Below are 23,179 nucleotides of genomic sequence, written 5' to 3'. Positions count from 1 at the left end.
TCAAGAAAATCTAAGCGTTAAAAAAAGGCCTCTCCTATAATATGATACAAGTTATTCATATTAATCGGAGAAACCTTTTTTTAAATAAACTTATTTAGATGTTTCTTTTGATTGTTCAATCCATTCTTCTAGTTTGTCTTTTAATGTATTAAATCCTGGATTAACATTATCTTCCTGTTTTATGGTTTGACTTTTTTGAGAGGGAACATTTTTCTTTGGTGTTTCTTCAGTTGCACGAATTGATAAAGAAATTTTATTACTATCTTCATCAACATGAAGTACCTTTACATTAACTTGATCCCCAACACGTAAATGTTCGTTAATATCCTTTACGAATCCATGTGTAATTTCTGAAATATGAACCAACCCTTGGCTATCATCATCTAATGCAACAAAGGCACCGTAGGGTTGAATTCCTGTAACTTTTCCTTCTAATATTTGACCAGATTCAAACTTGTCTGACATGCTGAACAACTCCTATATCTTATTCGATTCTTATACACAATAAAACATTTTAGCATAAATTCTGATATCAGGCAAAAGATAATAAAAAAGTAAAGAAAGGAAGAGATACGTGGTACCTTTAGACTCCGTAATTGAAGAAAAGATTTATCCACTCCATGTATTAGAAGATTTACTGAAACCTGAAGGGTTTGTGATTGGTTCAAATTGGGATTATGATGGTGGCCATTTCGATTTAAAAATGGACGACCAAGGGATTTATTACTTTTTACGTATCCCATTTTATGCTGTTGCTGGATCATTAGATTATCCAGGTGTCACCGTTCGTGTGGAAAAACCATTTCTCCTAGCACATCAATATGAAGCAGATACAGATAGAGAAGGAATAAATGGACCAATACAAGGCACATTTAATCAGTTTCAGTCACCAGTTGACAAAGATGCAAATGTGCCAGATCGGTATGTTTATAAAGGAAGAGAAATCCTCGAAAAGGTTGAGCAAATTTTAGTTCCAGGGAGTGAGTGAAATGATAATATCTCCCTTTTGCAGTTTTAGATTTCCCGAGGGATTCATTTTCCACTCATCACCACGTAAAATTCCCAGGATAATTCGCTGTTCTTTTAAAGACTCGGCAGCAATTTCATAAAATGTTTTATCCGCAAGTTTATCTGATACCTTGCTATGATGGAATTGTTGCTTCGTTAGTAAGTGTAATATATCTTCAAATGGCGTTGCCGTTTTGACACGCAGTAATTCATGAAAAAGTAGTGCACTCATAAAATCATTGGAACGAATAATCGTATTGGCACCAGCACGTAATGCATTTTCTACTTGGGATTTGGATAATATTTCTACGATGATCGGAACATCTGGATTATTTCCGCGAATGGCAACGGTTGTTAAAATTGCTAAATTATCAGCTTGTTTTTCCTTTTTGGAGATATCTGCAGTGATCACAACTCGCTTTGCCTTAGAAATATTGGCCTTTTCTAAAACAGCATCTTCTGCTGGATCTCCATGGATGAAATGAACTGGATGATCTTGGTTAGGAAGATGCTGTAATGTCCGATCAATTAAGACGACTTTTACTGTTTCATTTTTTGTCGTCATTTCAATTAGTTGTCGTGTACGGTCATTCCAGCCAATAAAAACAAGATGATTCATCCCTCTAAATGCAATCTTCCCTTTTGCTAAATTTCGCTCACGTTCTACTGTAACAGCAGAAAGGGTGGATATATAATAGGCAAGCAATGCGCCTCCTGTAAGAAATAGCAAAACAGCAACAATTTTGCCCCTTACTGTAAGTGGAACATAATCCCCATAACCAACAGTAGCACCTGTTACAAATGCCCACCAAATTCCATCAAAGATTGTGGGGAACTGTGCTGGTTCAACAAAGTGAATTGCACTCCCAAATAAAAACATGAGGATAAACACGGTCATTAGTAATCTAATTACTTTAGGAATTCGATAATAAACGGTTTTTACTAACTCAAAATTTATATTCATATTCTCACCTTGTCATTATTATTCGTATTTACATAGTATGGACAAGGATGGGAACAGGTTATACGCGAGAAAGTTTGGTTACGGGGTTAATAAGGTGCTACATAAAGGAAATGGAGCTGATTCAATTTTGGGGGGGTTCCTCTTTCCGTTATTTGTATCAAAATGTGCTTTTTAAGCTTGTTTGATGGTCCTCGTTCCGTTATTAACTCTTTTTAGCTCTAAAATCCACCGATTTGGGCTACTTAACGGAACGAGGAATCCATTTCAGCTAATAAAAACAGTTTTTTAGCATTTAGCGGAATGAGGATTCATGCAATAGGTAATTCAATTCTCAATTGCGTTACGTAATGTTTGCCTAATACTTTCATACACTTCATCCCAAAAATCTGTATTGTCACGGAATGATTTAGTCATAAAGAACAATAACTCTTTCATTTTTTCATCATAATCAGGTGCATCTTTAGCAGGCAAGTTGCTGCGTGACTCATCGACAAATTGCTGGATTTTCGGTGCACGAGGTCCCCATTTCGCCACCTCATTCCCATCTTGGTCTATAAAAATGAAAATTGGAATTGAACGGGATTTTCCATTTGTTAAGTATTGATCCATCAATTCAAGGTTCTCGTCCCGTAACAAGATGCGAGTGTCAATACCTCCTTTAGCTGCAATATGCAAAAGAATTGGCATATTCAGCATTGCATCGCCACACCAGTCTTCTGTCAGGATAATAACGCGCAAGTTTTTCTCTTTTACTTGTTGGAAAAATGCATCATCAGCTGGTGGGGTGAAATGATCATAAATGTGTAGCAGATTCTCTTTGTGTTTTTCCATCGATTCTATGTAGTCATCGACTGACATGCCTTTAACATACCATTGATTCAAATCCATTACCATCACACCTTTCTATACTTTCGAAAAACCGTTGTTTTCTAACGTCATCAGTAGGTACCACCGACAAATACTGGGATTGAACAACAACAAACTTTTAGAAAATAACGTTTATTTAAGTGTATAGTAGAGAGGGGGAATCGTAAACAAATGTGATTTATCGGTGTTTTTGCTATGATGAAAGGAAAAGGAGGAAGAAAAATGAAAGAGGTAAATCGTGAATTTTTATTAGAATTATTACATACGCCGTCCCCATCTAGTCAGGAAATGGAAATTCAAAAGAAGTGGATGAAGTACGTAAAAGACTTTGCCGATGAAATTAAGACAGATCATGCAGGGAATGTTATTGGGGTTCTTAATCCTGATGCTCCATTTAAAGTTCTGCTGGCAGGTCATAGTGACGAGATTGCACTTGTGATTAATCGCGTTGATGCAGATGGATTTTTACACTTTGATAAAATGGGTGGAATAAATCCAAAAGCAGCTGTTGGGATGAAGGTAAACGTTCTTGGACTTCATGGAAATGTTAAAGGTGTTATTGGTGTAAATGCACAGCATCATGGTGGATTAAAAGATGATTTTGATTTGCAGGATTTGTTTATTGATTGTGGCTATCAATCAAAAGAGGAAGCAGAAAAGTACGTACAAATTGGGGACTTGGCAGTTTATGATACGGAGCCTGAGGTATTAATGGATCGTTATTTAGCTGGAAGAGGATTAGATAATCGGACAGGTTCATTTATTGTCGCTGAAGTATTGAGACGCTTATCTGAAAAGGGGTGTGAAGTAGGTGTTTATGCAGCAAGTACGGTGAATGAAGAGACCAATATGGGTGGTGCCTATTTTGCTGCTGCTGGGATTGAACCAGATATGGCGATCGCCTGTGACGTGACCTTTGCAACCGATTATCCTGGCGTCAATCGAAATAAACATGGAGATGTGAAGTTAGAAAAAGGACCAGTATTAGCAAAAGGGGCTCCGATTAACCGCAATATTAATAAATGGCTGGAGCGTACGGCAAGGAAATTAGGGATGGATGTACAATATGAATTAACGCCAAGAATGACTGGAACGGATGCCGATAAGATGCGTTTAACAGGGCGTGGTGTTCCCGTGTCACTTGTTTCCTTACCATTACGTTATATGCATTCACCAGTCGAAACAGTTAGTTTAAAAGATATTGATGAAGAGATTGAGCTGTTAGTAACGATGATATCGGATTTGACAGGGGAAGAAAGTTTAAATCCATTGGATGATTAACCAATAAGCTCTAACTTGTTATAACAATAAAGGTGTACAGGAAGCTCATCACGTGTTAACTGGCAGGCTGGCTAAAAACAATTTTGCTTCGTCCGATGTGTCGCTTTCGTAGCTTTTCTTGTCAATCGCAACGCCAGTACTAGCACATCCTGTGTGACGAAAACCCACACCGAATGAGTTAAGCTTTATTTTTTTTAAGCAAACCCCTTTTCAAACTAAATAATGATATGTATAATGTAATGTAACAATATTATATCGATTCCATCTTCGGGGCAGGGTGCAATTCCCGACCGACGGTAAGGAGGATTCCCTCTAAGTCCGTGACCCGTATCGCAAATTTGCTTTACGGCTGACCTGGTGCAAGTCCAGGACCGACAGTTAAAGTCTGGATGGGAGAAGATGCAGAGCTGAAAAATTGGTGTATTATACTGTACGCCTATTATTTCCTGTGGATATGTATACCCTAAAGCCCCGATTAGGCTTTAGGGTTTTTGATGTTTTATACGTGTTACAGGAATAGGCTTATCCTTCATCACGAGATGTGAATCGATAAAAAGATGAAGGAGGAGATCGATGATGCAACAATCCAATGTGCAATCATCCAAATTATTAAAACTTATCATTCTAGCATTACTAGGAACCGTATCACTTATTTTATTTTTCGTGAACTTTCCATTACCACTACTACCATCTTACTTAAAAATTGATTTTAGTGATGTACCAGCAATTATGGCTTCGTTAATTTTCTCACCACTTGCAGGTGTGATTGTAGTAGGAATAAAAAATATTCTTTATCTAGCAATTGGTGGAGGAGAAATTGTAGGTGTAACGGCTAACTTCTTGGCAGGGGTTATGTTTGTTGTCCCAGTTGGCGTGTTATACCATAAGTTCAAAAATGTAAAAAGTATTATTTCTGGTCTTATCACTGGAACAGTTATTATGGCACTTGGTATGGGAGTCTTAAATTACTTTGTGATTTTGCCAGCTTATGCTTTACTAATGGATTGGGGCGAAATGGGTCACCAAGCGAAATGGTGGTCTGTTATAGCAGGGATTATTCCATTTAACGTTATAAAGGGAATAATTATTGGCCTGTTATTTGTTCCATTATTTGTTAAAATGCGGAGATGGATTGAACAACAACAAGCAAAATTTGTATAGTAAACGAAACAAACACACAAACACACAAACACACGTTATTGTCTAATTGCAAAAACGTGTGTTTTTATTTGTATTAGTCGGAGGCTGTTTTTTCAAAAGATCGCTGCTTTTCAAGTATATATCTTATTGAATAGTTGATATATTATGCGCAGTAACTGATAGTTATAATTTATAATTACCGCTTTAGATTTTCCGCGGACTCCCCACGAGCCTCCTCGTGAAACCCACACTGCGGGGTCTCTTAGGCTCGTTTTTCCGCAGGAGTCTTCGTATTTTTCTTCCGCTGATTTTGTATATTATCATTCCTATTATTGCCTAATATGATAGTTGATTGGAGCGTGGGATAGTCGACTCCTGAAGGAACAGCACGTGTCTGAGGACCCCACAGGAAAGTGATTTTCTTCCGAGGAGGCTGAGGCCGTGTCCATGGTAAAGTAGATACTGTGAATGAAAACGAATAGTTTGAATAGATGTTGCACTTAAGCCAATGGTGAAAGCGAAGTATTCTGCCGGAACGATTTAAGTATATTATCCCTCATTGCCTAATATCAAAAGCGGAAAACAATGCGCAATTTTTCGACGTATCATATAGATGTTGCGACCTTAGAAAGCAACAGAGAGTGTAAAACAGCCTGGTCGTGTCATTGTGATCTTAATCCCCTTATCTCGTCCTAGTAGCCGTTAAGATTTCTCCTAATAAGCTAATCTCTTCTATTAGTTCCTTTTTATCGCTTTTGTAGGTTATTTCGGTAACAGAGAAGCATGCTCAATTCCTTTTTAAAGGCTTACTCAGTTGAAAAGGGAATAGGAAGGGGGTATCAGTGACTTTTTAACGCGTTTTTTAATTCATTCGGTAACAGACAGGCATGTTCTGTTACCATTTAACGAGTTTTGGTGTCAGTTTGGTAACAGAGAAGTATGATTGATTACCTTTTTATAATATTACTTACAAACCAGGGTATTGATGAATTGTACAATATACCATATCATCAAGTAACGAACACTTACAATTAAAAAAAGGATTAGGGAAAGTGATGATACACTTCCTCTAATCCTTTTTACGCTTTTTTGGAACAACACCAATCGTACATCTAGATGAACAGATTAGGTGATCTTCTTCATCAGTAATGGAAACTTGCCAGACCATGGTCGATTTTCCAATATGAAGAGGAGTGGCTTTTGCAGTAACAATCCCCTCACGTTTACTTTTGATGTGGTTAGCATTGATTTCAATACCAAATACATTTTCTTTTTCTGGATCAACATTCAAATAAGCACCAATACTTGCAGCCGTTTCCGCAAGTGCGACACTAGCACCACCATGTAAAAATTGGGCTGGCTGATGGGTTCGGTGATCGACAGGCATCGTCATGACAACCATGTCTTTTTCTAAGGTGACTGCTTCTATGCCTAGTGCTTCCATTAAGGTATGTTTGAAATCCATTAGTACACCTCCTACTACATCAGCAATGTATCTACAAGTAATGACAACCCAAGCAACAGGCCATACATTGTGTTTGTTTTTCCAGTTGCAACCATTGCAGGCATCATTTCCAGTGGTTTTGTTTTTCCGCGGAATTGTTTAATAACTTGGCGTGCTTTGATGGCACTAACTAGGGTGATAATGGAAATAATTGGTAACATTCCTAAGCCGATAAAAATGAGTGTTAAGGTGTAAGCACTAATAAATAAGATTGCTAAGAAAGTAATGGCATTTTCTCTTCCTAGTAAAATAGCAATGGTTTTACGGCCACTCTCTTTATCTCCATCTAAATCACGGATATTATTGGACAGCATAATCGTTCCAATGAAAATGGCGATCGGGATGGATAGCCAAATAACATCTCCAGTTAGTACGTCCGTTTGGATATAATAGCTAATCCCTATAATAACCGTTCCCATAAAGAATCCTGAAAACAGCTCCCCAAACGGTGTATAGGCAATTGGAAATGGTCCGCCAGTATATAAATAACCAAATAACATACAAATTAAGCCAATCACTGCAATCCACCAACTAGACATTATGCATATATATACCCCTAGCAAAATGGAAATTCCAAAGAAAATTAGTGCTAAGCGTAAAATGGTTTTAGGTGCGACTCCATCTCGGACAATGGTTCCGCCAATTCCAACTGACTCCTCTGTATCTAATCCACGGACAAAGTCGTAATATTCGTTAAACATGTTGGTAGCACTTTGGATAAGCATAGATGCTATTAACATTGCTAAAAATACGAAAAAATGAATAGAACCATCCATATATGCTATCATAGTACCAACGAATACTGGGATAAAGGAAGCCGTTAAGGTATGAGGCCTTAATAAGCGCCACCAAACTTGAAAGCCACTCTTTTCATTTAATGCTTTTTTTATGTTTGAATGATTATCATTCGATTCCATGGAAGTTCTCCTCCTAGAGTTGAATCTATATCATATCAAGTTTAGAGAATTCCCTAAAAGGTGTCAATTCCCTAATTTGTGGATAACATTCTAATCTCGGTTCTCAGTTCTTGAGAATCCATAAAAATGGCATTAAAATAGATTATAGTCTATGATAATCGGTATGTTTGTTACGGAGGTTACATAAATGATAGAGGTACAAGAACAAACGATGGAACATATATTTCAGGATGCTATAAACCAAATAGGTGCACAGGACGATATTCAATTAGTGGCTATAACGAAAAAGATAGATGCAATAGAACCTGTACAATTCTTTGCGAATGCTAAACAACTAGGAAATAATCGAATGTTTTGGACAAGTCCAAAAGACCATTTCACGCTGGCTAGTGTAGGAAATGCTTATGACATTATTGCTGAAGAAGCTGTCTTTGATATGACCGAGGATAAGTGGACGAATCTGTTGCAACATGTGAAGGCTTATAACCCCTACCAAGCACCAGGTACAGGTGTTGTTATAATAGGCGGGATGTCGTTTGACCCAGAGAAGCAATCAACAGATCTGTGGAACCATTTCCATCCAAGTCATTTTACAGTACCGGCTTATTTATTGACGAAGCAGGAAGATACCTATTACTTTACAATTACACGTCACGTGAAAAAGACAGATGATCCAAATCAATTAGCTAAAGAAATAAGAGATGTTGAGTCGAACTTACTTGAAAACACCAGTGAGATAAATGCTGATTTTAGCATAAAAGAGAAGCTAGAAGTAGAACCAGCTAAATGGAAAAAAACAGTGCAACAAGCAACAGAGATGATGAAGCAAAAAAAAGCCGAAAAAATTGTACTTGCTAGAGAGTTACAATTAACGTTAACGAAACAAGCGAACATCGCAGCTGTCTTACAACGATTAATGGCTACACAAGAAACTAGCTATGTATTTGCATTTGAAAAAGAGGATCGTTGTTTTGTAGGAGCCACTCCAGAACGATTAGTGAAGCTGGAGGAGAATCAGTTGTTTTCTGCATGTTTAGCAGGTACAGCTCCTAGAGGGAAAACAAAAGAAGAAGACGAAGCAATAAGTGAACAACTCTGGTATGATTCTAAAAACCGTCAAGAGCATGATTATGTTGTCCAAATGATAAAACAAGCAGTAATGTCTTCATGTGAAGCAATTGAGATTCCAGAAGAACCGATTGTTTACTCACTACGAAACATGCACCATTTGTTCACACCAGTAGCGGCAACACTGAAAGAAGAACATAGTATTTTTCAAGTAATGAAAAAGCTACACCCAACACCCGCATTAGGTGGGGCTCCAAGAAATGTAGCATTGGATTTTATTAGAGAGCAGGAGTTACTTGATAGAGGTTGGTATGGTGCACCAATTGGATGGTTAGATCATAACGAAAATGGCGAATTTGCAGTAGCAATTCGGTCTAGTTTGATACAAGGTGATCATGCATCCTTATTTGCAGGGTGTGGTATTGTAGCAGACTCAGATCCAGAGACAGAATATGAAGAAACTAATATTAAGTTTTCACCAATGTTAGCTGTATTAGGAGAATAATGATGAATTATACCGAAAATTTAACCTATTATGTAACGAGTTTCATAAGTGAACTATATCAAAATGGGGTGACGGATATTGTCATTTCCCCTGGTTCCCGATCAACTCCATTAGCATTAACCGCCACAGAGCATCCAGAGCTGAAAGAGTGGGTTGTGATTGATGAACGCTCTGCAGCTTTTTTTGCTTTAGGAATGGCGAAACAATCCAAACGGCCTGTTACGTTGATATGTAGCTCAGGAACGGCAACTGCTAATTACTTTCCAGCCATTATAGAAGCACGTTATAGTAGGGTGCCACTTATTATATTAACAGCAGACAGGCCACATGAGTTGCGGGATGTTGGTGCTCCACAAGCAATTGACCAAGTGAAACTATATGGAGAACATGTCAAATGGTTTGAAGAGATGGCTTTACCAGAAGCAAGTCCGTCCATGCTAGCATATGCACGAAGTAAAGCATCACGAGCAGTGTATATGGCACAAGAAGGAAATGCAGGTGCTGTTCATTTGAATTTTCCATTCCGAGAACCGCTGGTACCTGATTTTTCGTTAGAAGGGGTATGGGAAAAGAAGAATACGTCACCTTTTCATGAAACAATTCCTGGGAACAATCGATTACATGAGGAACAATTAAACCTACTCTTGGAAAAATTACAATCCAAAGAAAATGGAATTTTTGTATGTGGACCACAAGTTGATGAGGAATTAGGAGATGCAATCACACAACTAGCTGAAAAGTGGAATGTTCCTATATTAGCTGACCCACTTTCACAAATACGTGCTGGTAATCATGAGAAGGACTTGATTATTGAAGGCTATGATGCCTTTTTGCGTAATCAATCAATCCGTGAACAATTAATACCTGATTTTGTTATTCGATTTGGTGCAATGCCTGTATCCAAAGCATACTTGTTTTATATAAAAGAAAACGAGGAAGTCCCACAGTTTATTGTAGAAGATCATATTGGCTATCGAGAACCAGCTGGAAATCAAACCGAAATTATCGTTGCTAATTCAACACAGTTTTGTCGTGATTTAAGTACTTTTTCCCATACCATTCATGGTAATCAAAAATGGGTAGAACAATGGATAAGCTACAATCAAATTGCAAAAAAACACTTGCTTCAACGGTCGCAGTCAGAGATTACAGAAGGGGAAGCAGTTAGAGGATTGATGGACGTTATTCCAGATAAAAGTAGCCTTTATGTAGGGAACAGTATGGCAATAAGGGATCTCGATACCTTTTTTATGACAACAGATAAAAAATTGACTATATTAGGAAATCGTGGTGCTAATGGAATTGATGGCATGATTTCTAGTGGGGTTGGTGCAGCAGCAGCATCAGATCAAGCTGTTACATTGTTACTAGGAGATCTATCATTCTTCCATGATATGAACGGCTTATTAGCTGCCAAACATTACGGCATAAATATCACGATCGTATTAATTAATAATAATGGTGGTGGAATCTTTTCATTTCTTCCACAAGCAACATCAACCAAACATTTTGAAGCCTTGTTTGGGACACCATTAGATATTGACTTTCAACAGGCTATTAACATGTATGGTGGTGAATATCGTCTGGCAAAAACGGAAGGCCAATTAAAAGAGGAACTCGCAGAAAGCTATCAACACAATGGATTTTCCGTTATTGAAGTCAAAACAGATCGAGAGACGAATAGGAAATGGCATCAAGAAAAATGGCAGGCAATTGAACAAGAAATTTTAACGAAGTGAGGGCGAATGTTTTGTATTTTTCGCTGAATGATGCAAACTATTGGTATGAAGTACATGGCGAAGGGGTTCCAGTTGTTTGTCTACATGGATTTACAGGAACAAGCCAGACTTGGAGTTCATTTCTTACAAGTTGGCAAGCGTCATTTCAAGTCATTACGGTCGATTTACCAGGTCATGGGAAGACAAAGGTAGAACATCCAAGATCAATGGAGGATTGTTGTGAGGACCTGCGCCAGTTACTTGATCATTTGCAATTAGAATCTGTCCATCTGTTAGGGTATTCTATGGGAGGTCGAACAGCTTTGTCGTTTGCCATGCTATATCCGAATCATGTTCGATCATTGATATTAGAGAGTGCCTCCCCCGGTTTATCAACATCTGAGGAACGAATGGCTCGGATCGAACGTGATGATAAATTAGCTTCCAAGATTACGAGAGAGGGAATCATTGCGTTTGTCGATTTTTGGGAAAACATTCCATTGTTTGCTACCCAAAAGCAATTACCAGAAAATATCCAAGCAGCTATACGAATGGAACGCCTAGAACAAGATGAAGCAGGATTGGCACAATCTCTATGCTATATGGGTACAGGAAAACAGCCGTCATGGTGGAATGATTTACAAACTTTTGTAAGACCTGTACTATTATTAGTAGGTGAAATGGATCACAAGTTTATCAAGATCAATGTTGAGATGCAAAAAGTGTTCCCCAATAGTACATTAAAAATGGTAGAGAAAAGTGGCCATGCAATTCATGTGGAACAACCAGCTTTTTTTGATAAACTAGTAACAGAGTTTTTGAAGAACAACCAATAAGATAATACATAAGAGTGACAAAAGGAGGAAATTAAATATGACAGTTCAATGGGAAAATGCTCGAGATTATCAAGAAATTATTTATGAAAAATACAATGGAATTGCAAAAGTAACGATAAATCGACCAGAAAAGCGCAATGCATTTACACCGCTAACAGTGAATGAAATGATTGATGCATTTGCCGATGCTAGAGATGATTCATCAATTGGTGTCATTGTGTTAGCGGGAGCGGGTGACAAAGCATTTTGTTCTGGAGGAGACCAATCTGTACGAGGCCATGGCGGGTATGTTGGAGAAGATCAAGTACCTCGCCTAAATGTATTGGATTTACAACGATTAATCCGTACTATTCCAAAGCCAGTTGTTGCCATGGTTTCGGGATATGCAATTGGTGGTGGACATGTTCTTCATGTTGTTTGTGATTTAACCATTGCTGCAGATAACGCCATCTTTGGCCAAACTGGACCAAAAGTAGGTAGCTTTGATGCTGGGTATGGTGCAGGACTATTAGCACGTATGGTTGGACATAAGCGAGCTCGTGAAATTTGGTATTTATGCCGTCAATACAACGCAGAGGAAGCCTATGAAATGGGACTTGTTAATACGGTTGTCCCACTAGAAAAAATAGAAGAAGAAACCATTCAATGGTGTGAGGAAATGCTGGAAAAATCACCGACAGCACTACGTTTCCTAAAAGCTTCCTTCAATGCAGATACAGATGGATTAGCAGGACTACAGCAAATGGGTGGAGATGCGACACTTCTTTATTACACAACAGATGAAGCAAAAGAAGGAAGAGATGCATTTAAAGAAAAAAGAAAACCTGACTTTAAACAATTTCCACGCTTTCCATAGAAGAACAAAAACCTTTGCTTTTGGCAAAGGTTTTTCCATGGTAGATAGGATATTATAAACTTTCCTACTGCATAAGTGCAGCTAAGGTTTTTGCCATAAAGGCATGGAGAAAAGCCGATTTTTCTAATGTAGGATGATGAAAGGAGAAACATATAGATGGCTGAAACAATCCCACATTGGTTAACCAAACAAGCAGATTTAGCACCAGATAAAACCGCTATTGAACACTGTGATGGGACAACGATAACTTTCTCTGGGTTAAAAGAAATGAGTCAGCAATTTGCAAAAAAGTTAGCTACTATCGGGGTAGGAAAGGGAGCCCATATTGGTATTTTGTCGACTAATCAGGTACAGATGGTTGTTACAATACATGCCTTAAGTTATCTGGGTGCAATAGGTGTTTTATTGAACACACGATTAACGAAAAACGAACTAAATTATCAAATTAATGATGCAAATGTGTTTACACTATTATGTGGAAAAGAATTACTACAGGATGCAAAGCAACTGGATGTAGAGAAGGTCAAAACCTTTCAAGAGATTGAATTGCAACCAGAAACAAATATTACCTTATGTGCAGAATTGGCCTTAGAAGATACATTCACCATTATGTATACATCAGGCACAACTGGTTTTCCAAAAGGGGTTGTCCATACATATGGGAATCATTGGTGGAGTGCGATAGGGTCTGTGTTGAATTTAGGTATTGATGATCAAGATAAATGGCTGGCTACTTTACCGTTATTCCATGTCTCGGGATTATCCATTTTAATGAGAAGTGTTATTTATGGAATGCCTGTTTATTTATTGGAAAAATTTGAAGCAAATTATGTTCATGATGCGATCATGAATCGAGGAGTGACCACTGTTTCGGTTGTCACAGTAATGTGTCAACAATTATTAGAAAAGCTTCCAGAGGGAACATCTTATCCGAAGACGTTTCGCTGTATGTTACTAGGGGGTGGCTCTGCTCCAAAACCATTACTGGAAAAAGCAAAGAAAAAGCAAGTTCCTATATTCCAAACGTATGGCATGACAGAAACAGCATCTCAGATTGTAACCCTTAGTCCGACAGATGCTTTTCAAAAGGTTGGTTCTGCAGGGAAACCGTTAATGCCAGCACAATTAAAAATTTCCGATCCAAATGTGGATGGGATCGGGGAAATAACGGTAAAAGGTCCAATGGTTACGAATGGCTATTTCCGTAATGAACAAGCAACAGAAAAGGCTATACAAAATGGATGGTTGAAAACAGGCGATTTAGGTTATGTTGACAAGGATGGCTTTTTATATGTCGTGGATCGTCGCAAGGATTTGATTATTTCAGGTGGAGAAAATATCTATCCATCTGAAATCGAAAGTGTTCTTACTGGTATGGAGGAAATAAAGGAAGTAGGTGTAACAGGAATAGAGGATAAACAATGGGGGAAAATTCCTGTCGCATTTATTGTTCTACGAAAGTCTATCGACAAAGAAGCTATTTATCAATATGCAGAAGAGCATTTAGCAAAATATAAGATTCCAAAGCAATTGTATTTTGTAGAAGAGCTGCCACGGAATGCTTCTAACAAGTTAGTTAGAGGGAAGCTAATAGACTTGATTAATAAGGATGGATACGAGGTATAAGAAGACTCTTTTTGTATTTGTTGTTCTCTACGTCGCATAAATCTATATTATGCGTCGTAGAGAGTTTTATATACTAGAAAGCAACAATCTTTTAGAAAACAGCCTTTTTGTAAGAAAAGATAAGGTTTTCTTCTTAGTGGCTGAACCAGCAAGAAAATTCAAAAAAGATAACAGTGCATGGTCCTCAGTGCCCAAACTAGGAAGAAAAGCAACAAAAAGAAACAGAGCCGACTCATCAGTGCCAAATTTGCAAATAGTAACAAAAAGATTTCTCAGATAAGCAGGTTTAATTGTAAGCTGAAACGGTTTTCGTTTTAGAATAACTCGCATTCGCTCGTCCTATAGCGAATGTATTCGGTTTTCTAATGCTTTCCTGGTGAAAAAATACCGCCTGATATGGAATCAGGCGGTATTATATTATAAAATGTGATGGTAAGGAGATACCGAGTATGTGAAAAGCGCCTAATTAACAAAAGGCTCATAATTTGTGGAATAGATTGGCTTCAATGAATCGGTGGGTGATATATGTAATTTGGCATGGTTAACTGCAATAGGACCCTCATTAAATCCACCTGCAATCAGGTTTAACTTACCGTCATAGGTAGCAATATCGCCCACTGCGAATATACCTGGTATACTCGTTGCCATTTTATTGTCTACTTGAATGGCACCATTTTGCATTTGCATACCCCAGTCTGCAATAGACCCCAGATCAATTTGGAACCCATGATTCACAATCATAGCATCGATTGGTATTTCTTTTTTCGTATTAGACTCAACATGTTTCGTCATAACGCTGGTTAGTTGATCATCATGACCTTTTAATTCTATAACCTCATATGGATTCAGTACTTGTACTGTAGAATTCATCATCTTCGTTACATTGCTTTCGATCCCTGGAAAAGTAGTTTTTCGATAAACAAGCGTTACCCTATCTGCAATTGGTTCTAGTTCATTTGCCCAATCGACAGCTGAGTTGCCACCTCCTGAGATAAGCACCTTTTTTCCTTTATAACTTGCTAATTTATGAATCGTATAATGTACACTATTATTTTCATATTTTTCAGCATCTGGGAGGGTAAGTTTGATGGATTTTAATGCGCCGAATCCAGTTGCCAAAATAACTGTTTTGGTATGATGTATATCTCCATTTGCACTTTTTAAAAGAAAGGTCCCGTCCTCTAACTTTTCCATTTCTGTGATTTGCTGTTCTAAGATGATAGTAGGATCAAATGTTTTGGCTTGTTTAATTAGATTTTCGGTAAATTTCTCCCCAGATATTTCTGGAATTCCACCGACATCGCGAATAATTTTTTCTGGGTAAAAATAGGGAACTTTCCCACCAAGGAATGGGAGATATTCAATTACTTTTGTTTTCATTTCTCTCATTCCACTGTAAAAAGCTGTGAATAATCCGATAGGACCCCCACCAACAATGGTTGTATCGTATATTTCAAGATTTTGGGTCATTTTAAATCCTCCCTGATGTTATCTCGTTTTCATTAGTAAGTAGACAAAATAGGGTGCACTTAAGATCGCAACAATGATCCCAACTGGAACTTCTGTTGGGGATAGTATATTTTTTCCAATCGTATCTGCGACCATTAAGAGTAATGCACCAATTAAAGCCGAAATAGGAATTAAATATTGATGCAAAGGACCAATTAGTTTTCGCGCAATATGTGGAACAACTAGACCTAAAAAGGCAATTCCTCCACCTGCTGCAACAGACGCTCCAGCTAAGGCAACGGCAATAAGCAGTAATATTCTTCTCTCATGTTCTACCCGAGTACCAAGTCCTGATGCTATATCGTCCCCTAAGTGTAATACATTTAGTGCATTGGCTTTCTGTAGTGCTAACGGAATTAAAATAATCATCCATGGTAATAGTGCAGCAACAAAGGTCCAATTTGCATTCCAAATATCTCCAGATAACCAAACAGTTGCTTGGCGGAAGTCCTGTGGATCCATTTTTAATTGAAAAATCATTAAAAATGCACTAAATCCAGCATTAACACCTATCCCAACTAATATAAGGCGAATCGGGTTGACCCCTTTTTTCCATGCAATTGTGTAAATTAAGATGGCAGCAAAAACTGCTCCAAATAGTGCAAATACAGGCATGATGAAGATGGATAATGTACTAGATGTATCTAAACTATTTTGGAAAAAGAAAATAAATAAAACAACACTCAAACCTGCACCAGTATTAATCCCCAGAATACCAGGATCGGCAAGCTCGTTTTTGGTAATACCTTGTAAAATGGCTCCTGAAACAGCAAGGCCTGCACCGATTAAAATGGCTAGAATGATTCCAGGTAAACGGAAATCAAAAAGTACTAACTCTTGTCGATCTGTACCATTATTCATTAATGTTTTGATGACATCCATTGGCATAATTTGAATGACGCCAGTACTTAAGCTAACAAATAACATGATGAAGATTAGTAAAATAAGTGACACCACTATTGGTATAAATCTCTGTCGTTTAAGTCCTTCTAATCGCCTCATGATTATTTTCCACCTCCACTACCACGAGCTAAGTAAAGAAAGAAAGGAACGCCAATTAGGGAGGTGATTGCGCCTACAGGTGTTTCATATGGTGCATTAACCATACGTGCCATAATATCGGATAAGACTAGTAAAAGAGAACCAAATATGGCAGATGATGGTACAATCCAGCGATAATCTGTCCCCATAATAAAACGTGTAATGTGTGGGACAATAAGACCTACAAACCCAACAGCACCTGCAATGGAGACAGCTGCTCCAGTTAAGATTAATACAGAAAGGATCGCTATTATTTTAATACGCTGATTATTTTGGCCCAGCCCTACTGCGATATCTTCACCTAAGCTAAGGACAGTAATGGACTTAGAAATTCCGATAGCCAAGGCTAGTCCAATTACTCCTGAAGCTATTAAAATTATAACAGAATTCCAATTTGTACCAGAAAGGCCTCCTGCAAGCCAAAAGCCTAACTCTTTTTCTAGTTGGAAGTGTAGCGCGATCATGGATGACATGGAGCTTAGCATGGTACCAATTGCTACCCCACCTAAAGCTAATTTCACAGGGGTTAAACCACCTTTGGAAAAGGTTCCAATCATAAATACAAGGGTTGTGGCTATACCAGCTCCAATAAATCCAGAAGCAACAGATCCAAAGCTAGAAACAGTTGGAAAAAAAGCTAGGGTAATAACAAGTGCAAAAGCAGCACCATCTGTTACCCCCATAATGGAAGGAGATGCTAATGGGTTCCTTGTCATTCCTTGCATAATCGCGCCAGAAACTGCTAAAAATGCACCAACTAAAGCAGCAGCAATTGCACGAGGCAATCGCAGTTCCTGAATGATTTGATGTGCATTAATACTTGGATCAAACGATACAAGTGCTTGCCAAACAGTGGTAATGTCAATATCTACTGCACCTACTGCAATCGAACCAGCTATCGATATAAATAAAAAGCTTAATGCAATCAGATTGATAAGTATTTTTAAAATGGGTGAATGATTAATTTGAGATAACATAGCTTTCTCCTAATTTGTTTGAAAAATAGTCGAAAAAAAATTGACTTTATAATTGAAAATGATTATCATTTACCTAGTTAGCGATATAAATTATAACATATAGGAGGAATACATATGAAGTCATATAAAACATTTTACGGATTAGGACTATTAGTAATCAGTATTTTATTACTTGCACTTACAGCTTGTGGAAGTGATGATGAAACTGAACAGGATGAAACAAATGATACGAAAAATGAATCCGATTCCATCACATTAGATTCTGAAATGGGCGAATTTACGGTACCTAGTGAAATAGATCGTGTCATTGCTCCATATCATGAAGACGCATTACTTGCCCTTGGTGTAACTCCTGTTGCGAAATGGGCAATCGGCGAATCTATACAAGATTACTTAGAAACGGATTTACAAGATATTCCCCCAATTGAATGGAATATGCCTTTAGAACAAGTTTTACAGCATGAACCAGACTTGATTATCTTAGAGCATAACCTTGATAGTTATGAAGGCACATATGATGATTATAACAAAATTGCACCTACCTATGTAATGAAAGAAGAAACAACGACAAGTTGGCGAAACCAACTCGAAGTATTTGGTACTTTGTTAGGTAAGGAGACTGAAGCAGAAGAAGCATTAGCGAACTACGAAGATAAAGTTGCAACCGCTAGTAAGGAGTTGGAAGAAGCACTAAACGGAGAAACCATTGCAGCTATTTGGGCAACTGGAGATGAGTTCTTCTTATTTGAAAAAGACCGTCACAGTATGGACGTGATTTATAATGAACTTGGGGTAAATGTACCATCTTTAGTTGAATCACTAGGAGAGGCTGAGGCACAGTGGAATCCCATTTCGCTTGAAAAGCTATCTGAATTGGATGCAGATCATGTCTTTTTATTAGCTGAAGAAGGCGAACAAGGTGTAGATACGTTAGAAAATAGTTCTGTATGGAAAAATACACCTGCAGCACAAAATGATCAAGTATATATTATGGAGGATCCAAGCAATTGGACAAATAAAGGGGTAATTGCCTCTGAAAAAACAATCGATGCTGTACTAGACGTCATCGGTAATGAATAAGATAAACCATAGGATGTTCACATTTGGAATAAATGAAAACGATTATCATTGACTATTAAGCCATTACCCAATATACTTAAGATAATACATTCAAATTAAACGAACGTTTCATATAGTATTAGTTGCTTATGCAACTGTAGGGGAGAGATTCCAATGCAGACGTTAACAGCAAAAGAATTAACACTTGGCTATGGGGAAGACATTATTATTGATAATTTAAATGTTACCATTCCAAAAGGTGAAATTACGATCCTTATTGGTGGGAATGGTTGTGGTAAGTCCACTTTACTACGTTCCTTGGCACGCTTATTAAAGCCAAAACAAGGTGACGTTGTTTTAGATGGAACCGATATAGCTAAATTATTAACAAAAGATGTTGCTAAAAAGTTATCTATCTTACCTCAAAGTCCTGTAACGCCTGAAGGTTTAACAGTAAAAGAATTGGTCAACCAAGGGAGACATCCACATCGTGGGTTTTTAAAACAATGGTCCAAAGAAGATGAAGATGCTGTTAATAAAGCACTTGGGGCGACAAATATGATGGATTTAAAGGATCGTACGGTTGATTCGTTATCAGGTGGTCAGCGTCAACGTGCTTGGATTGCCATGACATTAGCTCAAGAAACCGATACGATATTATTAGATGAGCCAACAACTTATTTAGATATGACCCATCAAATAGAAGTACTTGACTTGTTATTTGATTTAAATGAAAAAGACGGGCGTACTATTGTAATGGTATTGCATGATTTAAATCTTGCCTGTCGCTATGCACATCATATTATAGCACTGAAAGATAAAAATGTTTATGCACAAGGTAAACCAGAAGAAATTGTAACCTGTAATTTAGTTCACGATGTATTCCAAATGAAATGTGACGTTACGTTTGACCCAATGTTTGGAACACCAATGTGTATTCCCCATGGAAAAGGTCGTTGTATTTTTGCAAACCGGACTCTAAATTAGGAACACTATATGCTAATTAACCATCAATTTTTGTGATTGGTGGTTTTTTCATGTGTTTGTTTTTAACCCCCATACATGCTTTTATGCTTGTTGAGTCAACATAAGGATTAGGAGGTGTGAGTAATGGACAAGAAAAAATTTTATGTTAATGTAGGATCTAGAGAGATTTCGCAAATTCCGTACGATAATAATGATCAATTTGTTATTTATGCTACAGATGATGAAGTTCGTATATTACGTGAGAAAATGGATACGATGTATAATGCAGATATACGTGCGTTTTTTCGGTCACACGTTCCGATAAAACCTTATCACGAAGATGATGCTAATGATGATTATGATGCTGATGAAACGAGAGCATTTCAAATGTTATATGAATTAGGAGACGAGACAACGAAGCAACATATTAAGGAAATGGACATATTACCTGATAAACATTTGTAAAATGCTGTTGTAAAGAATAAGATAGTACTATCTTATTCTTTTTCACATATATTGGTGATTATTATTTTTATTATTGGCAATAATGGGGTTACATTTAAAGAAAGTTTGAGGTTTCGAAGGTATGTATACGTTTAAGGATTATTATAACAATGAAGTAAGACTTTCATTTCGGGATCATCCGTTTTCAGTTCATCCATTGCATGTCTTTGTGATTTGCATGTATAAGAATAGATGGTTATTGACCAAGCATGCTGAACGCGGGTTAGAATTTCCTGGTGGTAAAGTGGAAATCGGTGAAACCGCAGAACAAGCAGCAGTTCGTGAAGTATATGAAGAAACTGGTGGTCATGTAAAAAGTCTACAATATATTGGCCAATATTATGTGAAGGGCAAGGGAGATCAAATTACAAAAAATGTCTATGTAGCTGAAGTGGATGAACTACATCGGCAAGATACCTATTATGAAACGGAAGGTCCTGTTGTCATAGAAACAATCCCACAAAATATAAAAGAAAATAAGGCATACAGTTTTATTATGAAGGATGATGTTTTGACCCACAGTTTAAATTATATCCAAAAAACCGCCCCAAACCACCCCGTTTAAGGCGGTTTTTCGTTTGAATTCAAAACCAATTGATCAGTATACTTAATTAGCCATCCCTCTAATAATTTATGCATGGCATCAACTATTATCAAAAGTTACTTTATATCAGCATACTTTTCGAAAGGTTCTTTTCACATATATTGTTGTTTTCCTACGTCGAAGCAGTGGTTTGTGCACTGACAAGCGGCCTCGATTTGCTTTTGCCTGCATTTCACACTCGATTATGCACTGACAAACCACCTCGATTCACTTTTGACTGCTCTACATATTCATTTCTGTATTGACTACCAAAGAACTCGAGACCAGCAGTGAACGTTCTTTAAGTGCGATTGTACTCCATCTCCAACTAACTGAAGTATATTTCCAAAGCGGGTAAAGACAGTATTTAAGATTCAAACTGTATAAAGCAACAACAGACAAGAAAAAACCGACCTCTAAGTAGAGATCGGTTTTTCATATAAATAAATCCTTTTGGGATGAGGATACGAATATTATCCTTTGTATAAAGGTCCTGCCTGTTTAATATCATTACTTGCTTGATTAAATTGTTTGAAGTTCTCGTGAAATTTCATTGCTAATTCTTTTGCTTCTTGTTCATATGCTGATTTATCTTCCCATGTACTTTTTGGAACTAATACTTCATCAGGTACACCAGGAACATGCAATGGAATGTTTAAACCAAAGATATCGTCTTGTGTTGTTTCGACAGTGTTTAACTCTCCTTCTAGTGCCGCATGAACCATTGCACGAGTATAAGAAAGTTTCATCCGTTTTCCAACACCATATGAACCACCAGTCCAACCAGTGTTAACAAGGAAGACATTGGAATTGTATTGATCGATTTTTTCCCCTAGCATTTTCGCATACTCAGCAGGTGGTAATGGTAAAAATGGGGAGCCAAAACATGCTGAAAATGTTGCTTCTGGCTCTGTAACACCACGCTCTGTTCCTGCTAGTTTACTTGTATATCCGCTTAAGAAATGATACATGGCTTGTTCTTTTGTTAGCTTGCTGATTGGTGGTAGTGTTCCTGAAGCATCAGCAGTTAAGAAAATAATCGTATTTGGATGTCCTGCAACACTCGGTGATACAATGTTATCGATATTTTCTAATGGATATGCTGCACGTGTATTTTCTGTTAAGGAAGTGTCATCATAATCAGGCAAACGTGTAGCATCGTCTACTACGACATTTTCTAAAACAGATCCAAAGCGAATAGCATCATAAATTTGTGGTTCTTTTTCTTTTGATAAATTAATACATTTTGCATAGCAACCACCTTCAACATTGAAAACACCATTCGAGCTCCAACCATGCTCATCATCGCCAATTAATCGACGATATGGATCAGCGGATAATGTCGTTTTACCTGTTCCAGATAGTCCGAAGAATAATGCTACATCCCCTTCTTGGCCTACATTTGCAGAACAATGCATCGATAAAATATCTTGCTTCGGTAGTAGATAGTTCATGACAGAGAAAATAGATTTTTTAATTTCTCCTGCGTATTCGGTTCCGCCAATTAAGACAACACGTTTTTTAAAGGAAATGATAATAAAGGTTTCTGAGTTTGTTCCGTCAACCTCTGGATCTGCTTTAAAAGTTGGTGCAGAGATAACAGAAAATCCAGGTTCGTGTGTTGCAAGTTCTTCACTTGTTGGAGTGATGAATAATTGTCTAGCAAAGAGGTTATGCCATGCATACTCATTAATCACTTGTATCGGTAAGCGATATTTTTCATCAGCACCAGCAAATCCTTTAAATTGGTATAAGTCATCTTTTTTTGTAAGGTAATCAATTACTTTTTCATAAAGGTTATTAAAAGTTCCTTCATCTATAGGTTGATTTACGCTTCCCCAGTTAATATCATCTTCACAAACTTCATCTTTTACGATAAACTTATCTTTAGGAGACCGTCCAGTGTATTTTCCAGTTGTAGCACGAACAGATCCAGTTGCGGTCAATACCCCCTCTTTACGTGCTAAAATTTCCTCCACAAGTTGTGGGACAGATAAATTTTTGTGTACATTTTCATGCTCTGTTAGAGCGTTTAAGGTTGATGGTTCCACCTTGTTCATTATTTATGACCTGCCTTTTTTGATGGATTTTGTCTAGAAAAGAAATTCCCTTTCTAGCCCGTTTCTTTAATCTGATTATTAGTATAACACATTGAAAATAGTAGTCCATACTATTTATAAGATTTATTGTTAAAAATTTGTGACCAAATTTCGCTATAAGTTGACATGCCTTATTTCTTTCGTTAAGCTA

Annotated in this window: 21 protein-coding genes and 1 riboswitch; of the genes, 12 read left to right on the top strand and 9 right to left on the bottom strand. The window is 37.5% G+C overall.

Translation table 11 applies throughout. The features are described 5' to 3' along the window. Positions 1 to 90 precede the first annotated feature (90 nt). Entirely contained in the window at positions 91 to 465 is a 375-nt protein-coding gene (yugI, locus tag GHC26_RS12145; protein ID WP_163971537.1) for a S1 domain-containing post-transcriptional regulator GSP13, read from the bottom strand. 109 nt (positions 466 to 574) lie between these two features. Between yugI and GHC26_RS12140 the strand changes: the two genes are divergently transcribed. Further along, a complete protein-coding gene (locus GHC26_RS12140; protein WP_163971536.1) occupies positions 575 to 988 on the top strand; it encodes a YugN family protein in 414 nt (137 codons plus the stop codon). Here the strand turns inward: GHC26_RS12140 and GHC26_RS12135 are convergent. Together GHC26_RS12135 and GHC26_RS12130 are read right to left on the bottom strand one after the other, a co-directional pair. After that, a complete protein-coding gene (locus tag GHC26_RS12135) occupies positions 968 to 1,972 on the bottom strand; it encodes a potassium channel family protein (protein WP_318937005.1) in 1,005 nt (334 codons plus the stop codon). The genes GHC26_RS12140 and GHC26_RS12135 overlap by 21 nt on opposite strands. Before the next feature lie 324 nt (positions 1,973 to 2,296). Beyond that, positions 2,297 to 2,860 carry a thioredoxin family protein gene (locus GHC26_RS12130; protein WP_163971535.1) on the bottom strand — a complete coding sequence of 188 codons (564 nt, stop codon included), beginning with the start codon at positions 2,858 to 2,860 and terminating at the stop codon, positions 2,297 to 2,299. A gap of 201 nt (positions 2,861 to 3,061) precedes the next feature. Between GHC26_RS12130 and GHC26_RS12125 the strand changes: the two genes are divergently transcribed. Together GHC26_RS12125 and GHC26_RS12120 are read left to right on the top strand one after the other, a co-directional pair. Beyond that, positions 3,062 to 4,120 carry a M20/M25/M40 family metallo-hydrolase gene (locus GHC26_RS12125; protein ID WP_163971534.1) on the top strand — a complete coding sequence of 353 codons (1,059 nt, stop codon included), beginning with the start codon at positions 3,062 to 3,064 and terminating at the stop codon, positions 4,118 to 4,120. Between the two features lie 259 nt (positions 4,121 to 4,379). Then, positions 4,380 to 4,525: riboswitch (FMN riboswitch) on the top strand. Between the two features lie 171 nt (positions 4,526 to 4,696). Then, positions 4,697 to 5,281: an ECF transporter S component gene (locus GHC26_RS12120; protein ID WP_163971605.1), complete on the top strand. Its 585-nt coding sequence runs from the start codon at positions 4,697 to 4,699 to the stop codon at positions 5,279 to 5,281. Between the two features lie 1,048 nt (positions 5,282 to 6,329). Here the strand turns inward: GHC26_RS12120 and GHC26_RS12115 are convergent. Both GHC26_RS12115 and GHC26_RS12110 read right to left on the bottom strand, forming a co-directional pair. Beyond that, positions 6,330 to 6,725, bottom strand: coding sequence for a hotdog fold thioesterase (locus GHC26_RS12115; RefSeq protein ID WP_163971533.1), 396 nt, complete (start codon positions 6,723 to 6,725; stop codon positions 6,330 to 6,332). A gap of 14 nt (positions 6,726 to 6,739) precedes the next feature. Beyond that, positions 6,740 to 7,681, bottom strand: a complete 942-nt coding sequence (locus tag GHC26_RS12110; RefSeq protein WP_163971532.1) for a 1,4-dihydroxy-2-naphthoate polyprenyltransferase — start codon at positions 7,679 to 7,681, stop codon at positions 6,740 to 6,742. Between the two features lie 187 nt (positions 7,682 to 7,868). On the opposite strand from GHC26_RS12110, the gene GHC26_RS12105 reads away from it, so the two are divergent. The 5 genes from GHC26_RS12105 (at position 7,869) to GHC26_RS12085 (ending at position 14,290) form a co-directional block, all read left to right on the top strand. Beyond that, complete coding sequence (locus GHC26_RS12105; RefSeq protein ID WP_163971531.1) at positions 7,869 to 9,254, top strand: isochorismate synthase; 1,386 nt, start codon at positions 7,869 to 7,871, stop codon at positions 9,252 to 9,254. Between the two features lie 2 nt (positions 9,255 to 9,256). Beyond that, a complete protein-coding gene (gene menD, locus GHC26_RS12100; protein ID WP_163971530.1) occupies positions 9,257 to 10,993 on the top strand; it encodes a 2-succinyl-5-enolpyruvyl-6-hydroxy-3-cyclohexene-1-carboxylic-acid synthase in 1,737 nt (578 codons plus the stop codon). Between the two features lie 11 nt (positions 10,994 to 11,004). Then, positions 11,005 to 11,808: a 2-succinyl-6-hydroxy-2,4-cyclohexadiene-1-carboxylate synthase gene (menH, locus tag GHC26_RS12095; RefSeq protein WP_163971529.1), complete on the top strand. Its 804-nt coding sequence runs from the start codon at positions 11,005 to 11,007 to the stop codon at positions 11,806 to 11,808. Between the two features lie 37 nt (positions 11,809 to 11,845). Further along, positions 11,846 to 12,664 carry a 1,4-dihydroxy-2-naphthoyl-CoA synthase gene (gene menB / locus GHC26_RS12090; protein WP_163971528.1) on the top strand — a complete coding sequence of 273 codons (819 nt, stop codon included), beginning with the start codon at positions 11,846 to 11,848 and terminating at the stop codon, positions 12,662 to 12,664. A gap of 156 nt (positions 12,665 to 12,820) precedes the next feature. Beyond that, entirely contained in the window at positions 12,821 to 14,290 is a 1,470-nt protein-coding gene (locus GHC26_RS12085) for an o-succinylbenzoate--CoA ligase (RefSeq protein ID WP_163971527.1), read from the top strand. A gap of 462 nt (positions 14,291 to 14,752) precedes the next feature. Here the strand turns inward: GHC26_RS12085 and GHC26_RS12080 are convergent, their stop codons facing one another. The 3 genes from GHC26_RS12080 to GHC26_RS12070 are packed head-to-tail and all read right to left on the bottom strand — an operon-like array spanning position 14,753 to position 17,817. After that, positions 14,753 to 15,760: an NAD(P)/FAD-dependent oxidoreductase gene (locus tag GHC26_RS12080; RefSeq protein ID WP_163971526.1), complete on the bottom strand. Its 1,008-nt coding sequence runs from the start codon at positions 15,758 to 15,760 to the stop codon at positions 14,753 to 14,755. A gap of 18 nt (positions 15,761 to 15,778) precedes the next feature. Next, positions 15,779 to 16,801 carry a FecCD family ABC transporter permease gene (locus GHC26_RS12075; RefSeq protein WP_163971525.1) on the bottom strand — a complete coding sequence of 341 codons (1,023 nt, stop codon included), beginning with the start codon at positions 16,799 to 16,801 and terminating at the stop codon, positions 15,779 to 15,781. Positions 16,802 to 16,803: 2 nt separating this feature from the next. Continuing rightward, a complete protein-coding gene (locus tag GHC26_RS12070) occupies positions 16,804 to 17,817 on the bottom strand; it encodes a FecCD family ABC transporter permease (protein ID WP_163971524.1) in 1,014 nt (337 codons plus the stop codon). 114 nt (positions 17,818 to 17,931) lie between these two features. Between GHC26_RS12070 and GHC26_RS12065 the strand changes: the two genes are divergently transcribed. From GHC26_RS12065 to ytkD, 4 genes are all read left to right on the top strand, one after another. Next, positions 17,932 to 18,897 carry an iron-hydroxamate ABC transporter substrate-binding protein gene (locus GHC26_RS12065; RefSeq protein WP_163971523.1) on the top strand — a complete coding sequence of 322 codons (966 nt, stop codon included), beginning with the start codon at positions 17,932 to 17,934 and terminating at the stop codon, positions 18,895 to 18,897. 153 nt (positions 18,898 to 19,050) lie between these two features. Further along, on the top strand, positions 19,051 to 19,863 hold the full coding sequence (locus GHC26_RS12060) for an ABC transporter ATP-binding protein (RefSeq protein WP_163971522.1): 813 nt from the start codon (positions 19,051 to 19,053) through the stop codon (positions 19,861 to 19,863). 123 nt (positions 19,864 to 19,986) lie between these two features. After that, a complete protein-coding gene (locus GHC26_RS12055; protein WP_163971521.1) occupies positions 19,987 to 20,307 on the top strand; it encodes a hydrolase in 321 nt (106 codons plus the stop codon). Between the two features lie 121 nt (positions 20,308 to 20,428). Then, on the top strand, positions 20,429 to 20,911 hold the full coding sequence (gene ytkD, locus GHC26_RS12050; RefSeq protein ID WP_163971520.1) for an RNA deprotection pyrophosphohydrolase: 483 nt from the start codon (positions 20,429 to 20,431) through the stop codon (positions 20,909 to 20,911). Between the two features lie 491 nt (positions 20,912 to 21,402). Here ytkD and pckA read toward each other — a convergent pair whose 3' ends face one another. Beyond that, the gene (gene pckA / locus GHC26_RS12045; RefSeq protein WP_163971519.1) at positions 21,403 to 22,989 is read right to left on the bottom strand and encodes a phosphoenolpyruvate carboxykinase (ATP); all 1,587 of its coding nucleotides are present in this window, start codon (positions 22,987 to 22,989) and stop codon (positions 21,403 to 21,405) included. Positions 22,990 to 23,179 lie beyond the last annotated feature (190 nt).

It is taken from the genome of Oceanobacillus halotolerans, assembly GCF_010993955.1.
GTDB classification, from domain to species: Bacteria; Bacillota; Bacilli; order Bacillales; family Amphibacillaceae; genus Oceanibacillus_A; species Oceanibacillus_A halotolerans.
The sequence above is the reverse complement of the archived record's forward strand: the minus strand, read 5'-3'. Positions and strand labels throughout refer to the sequence as shown.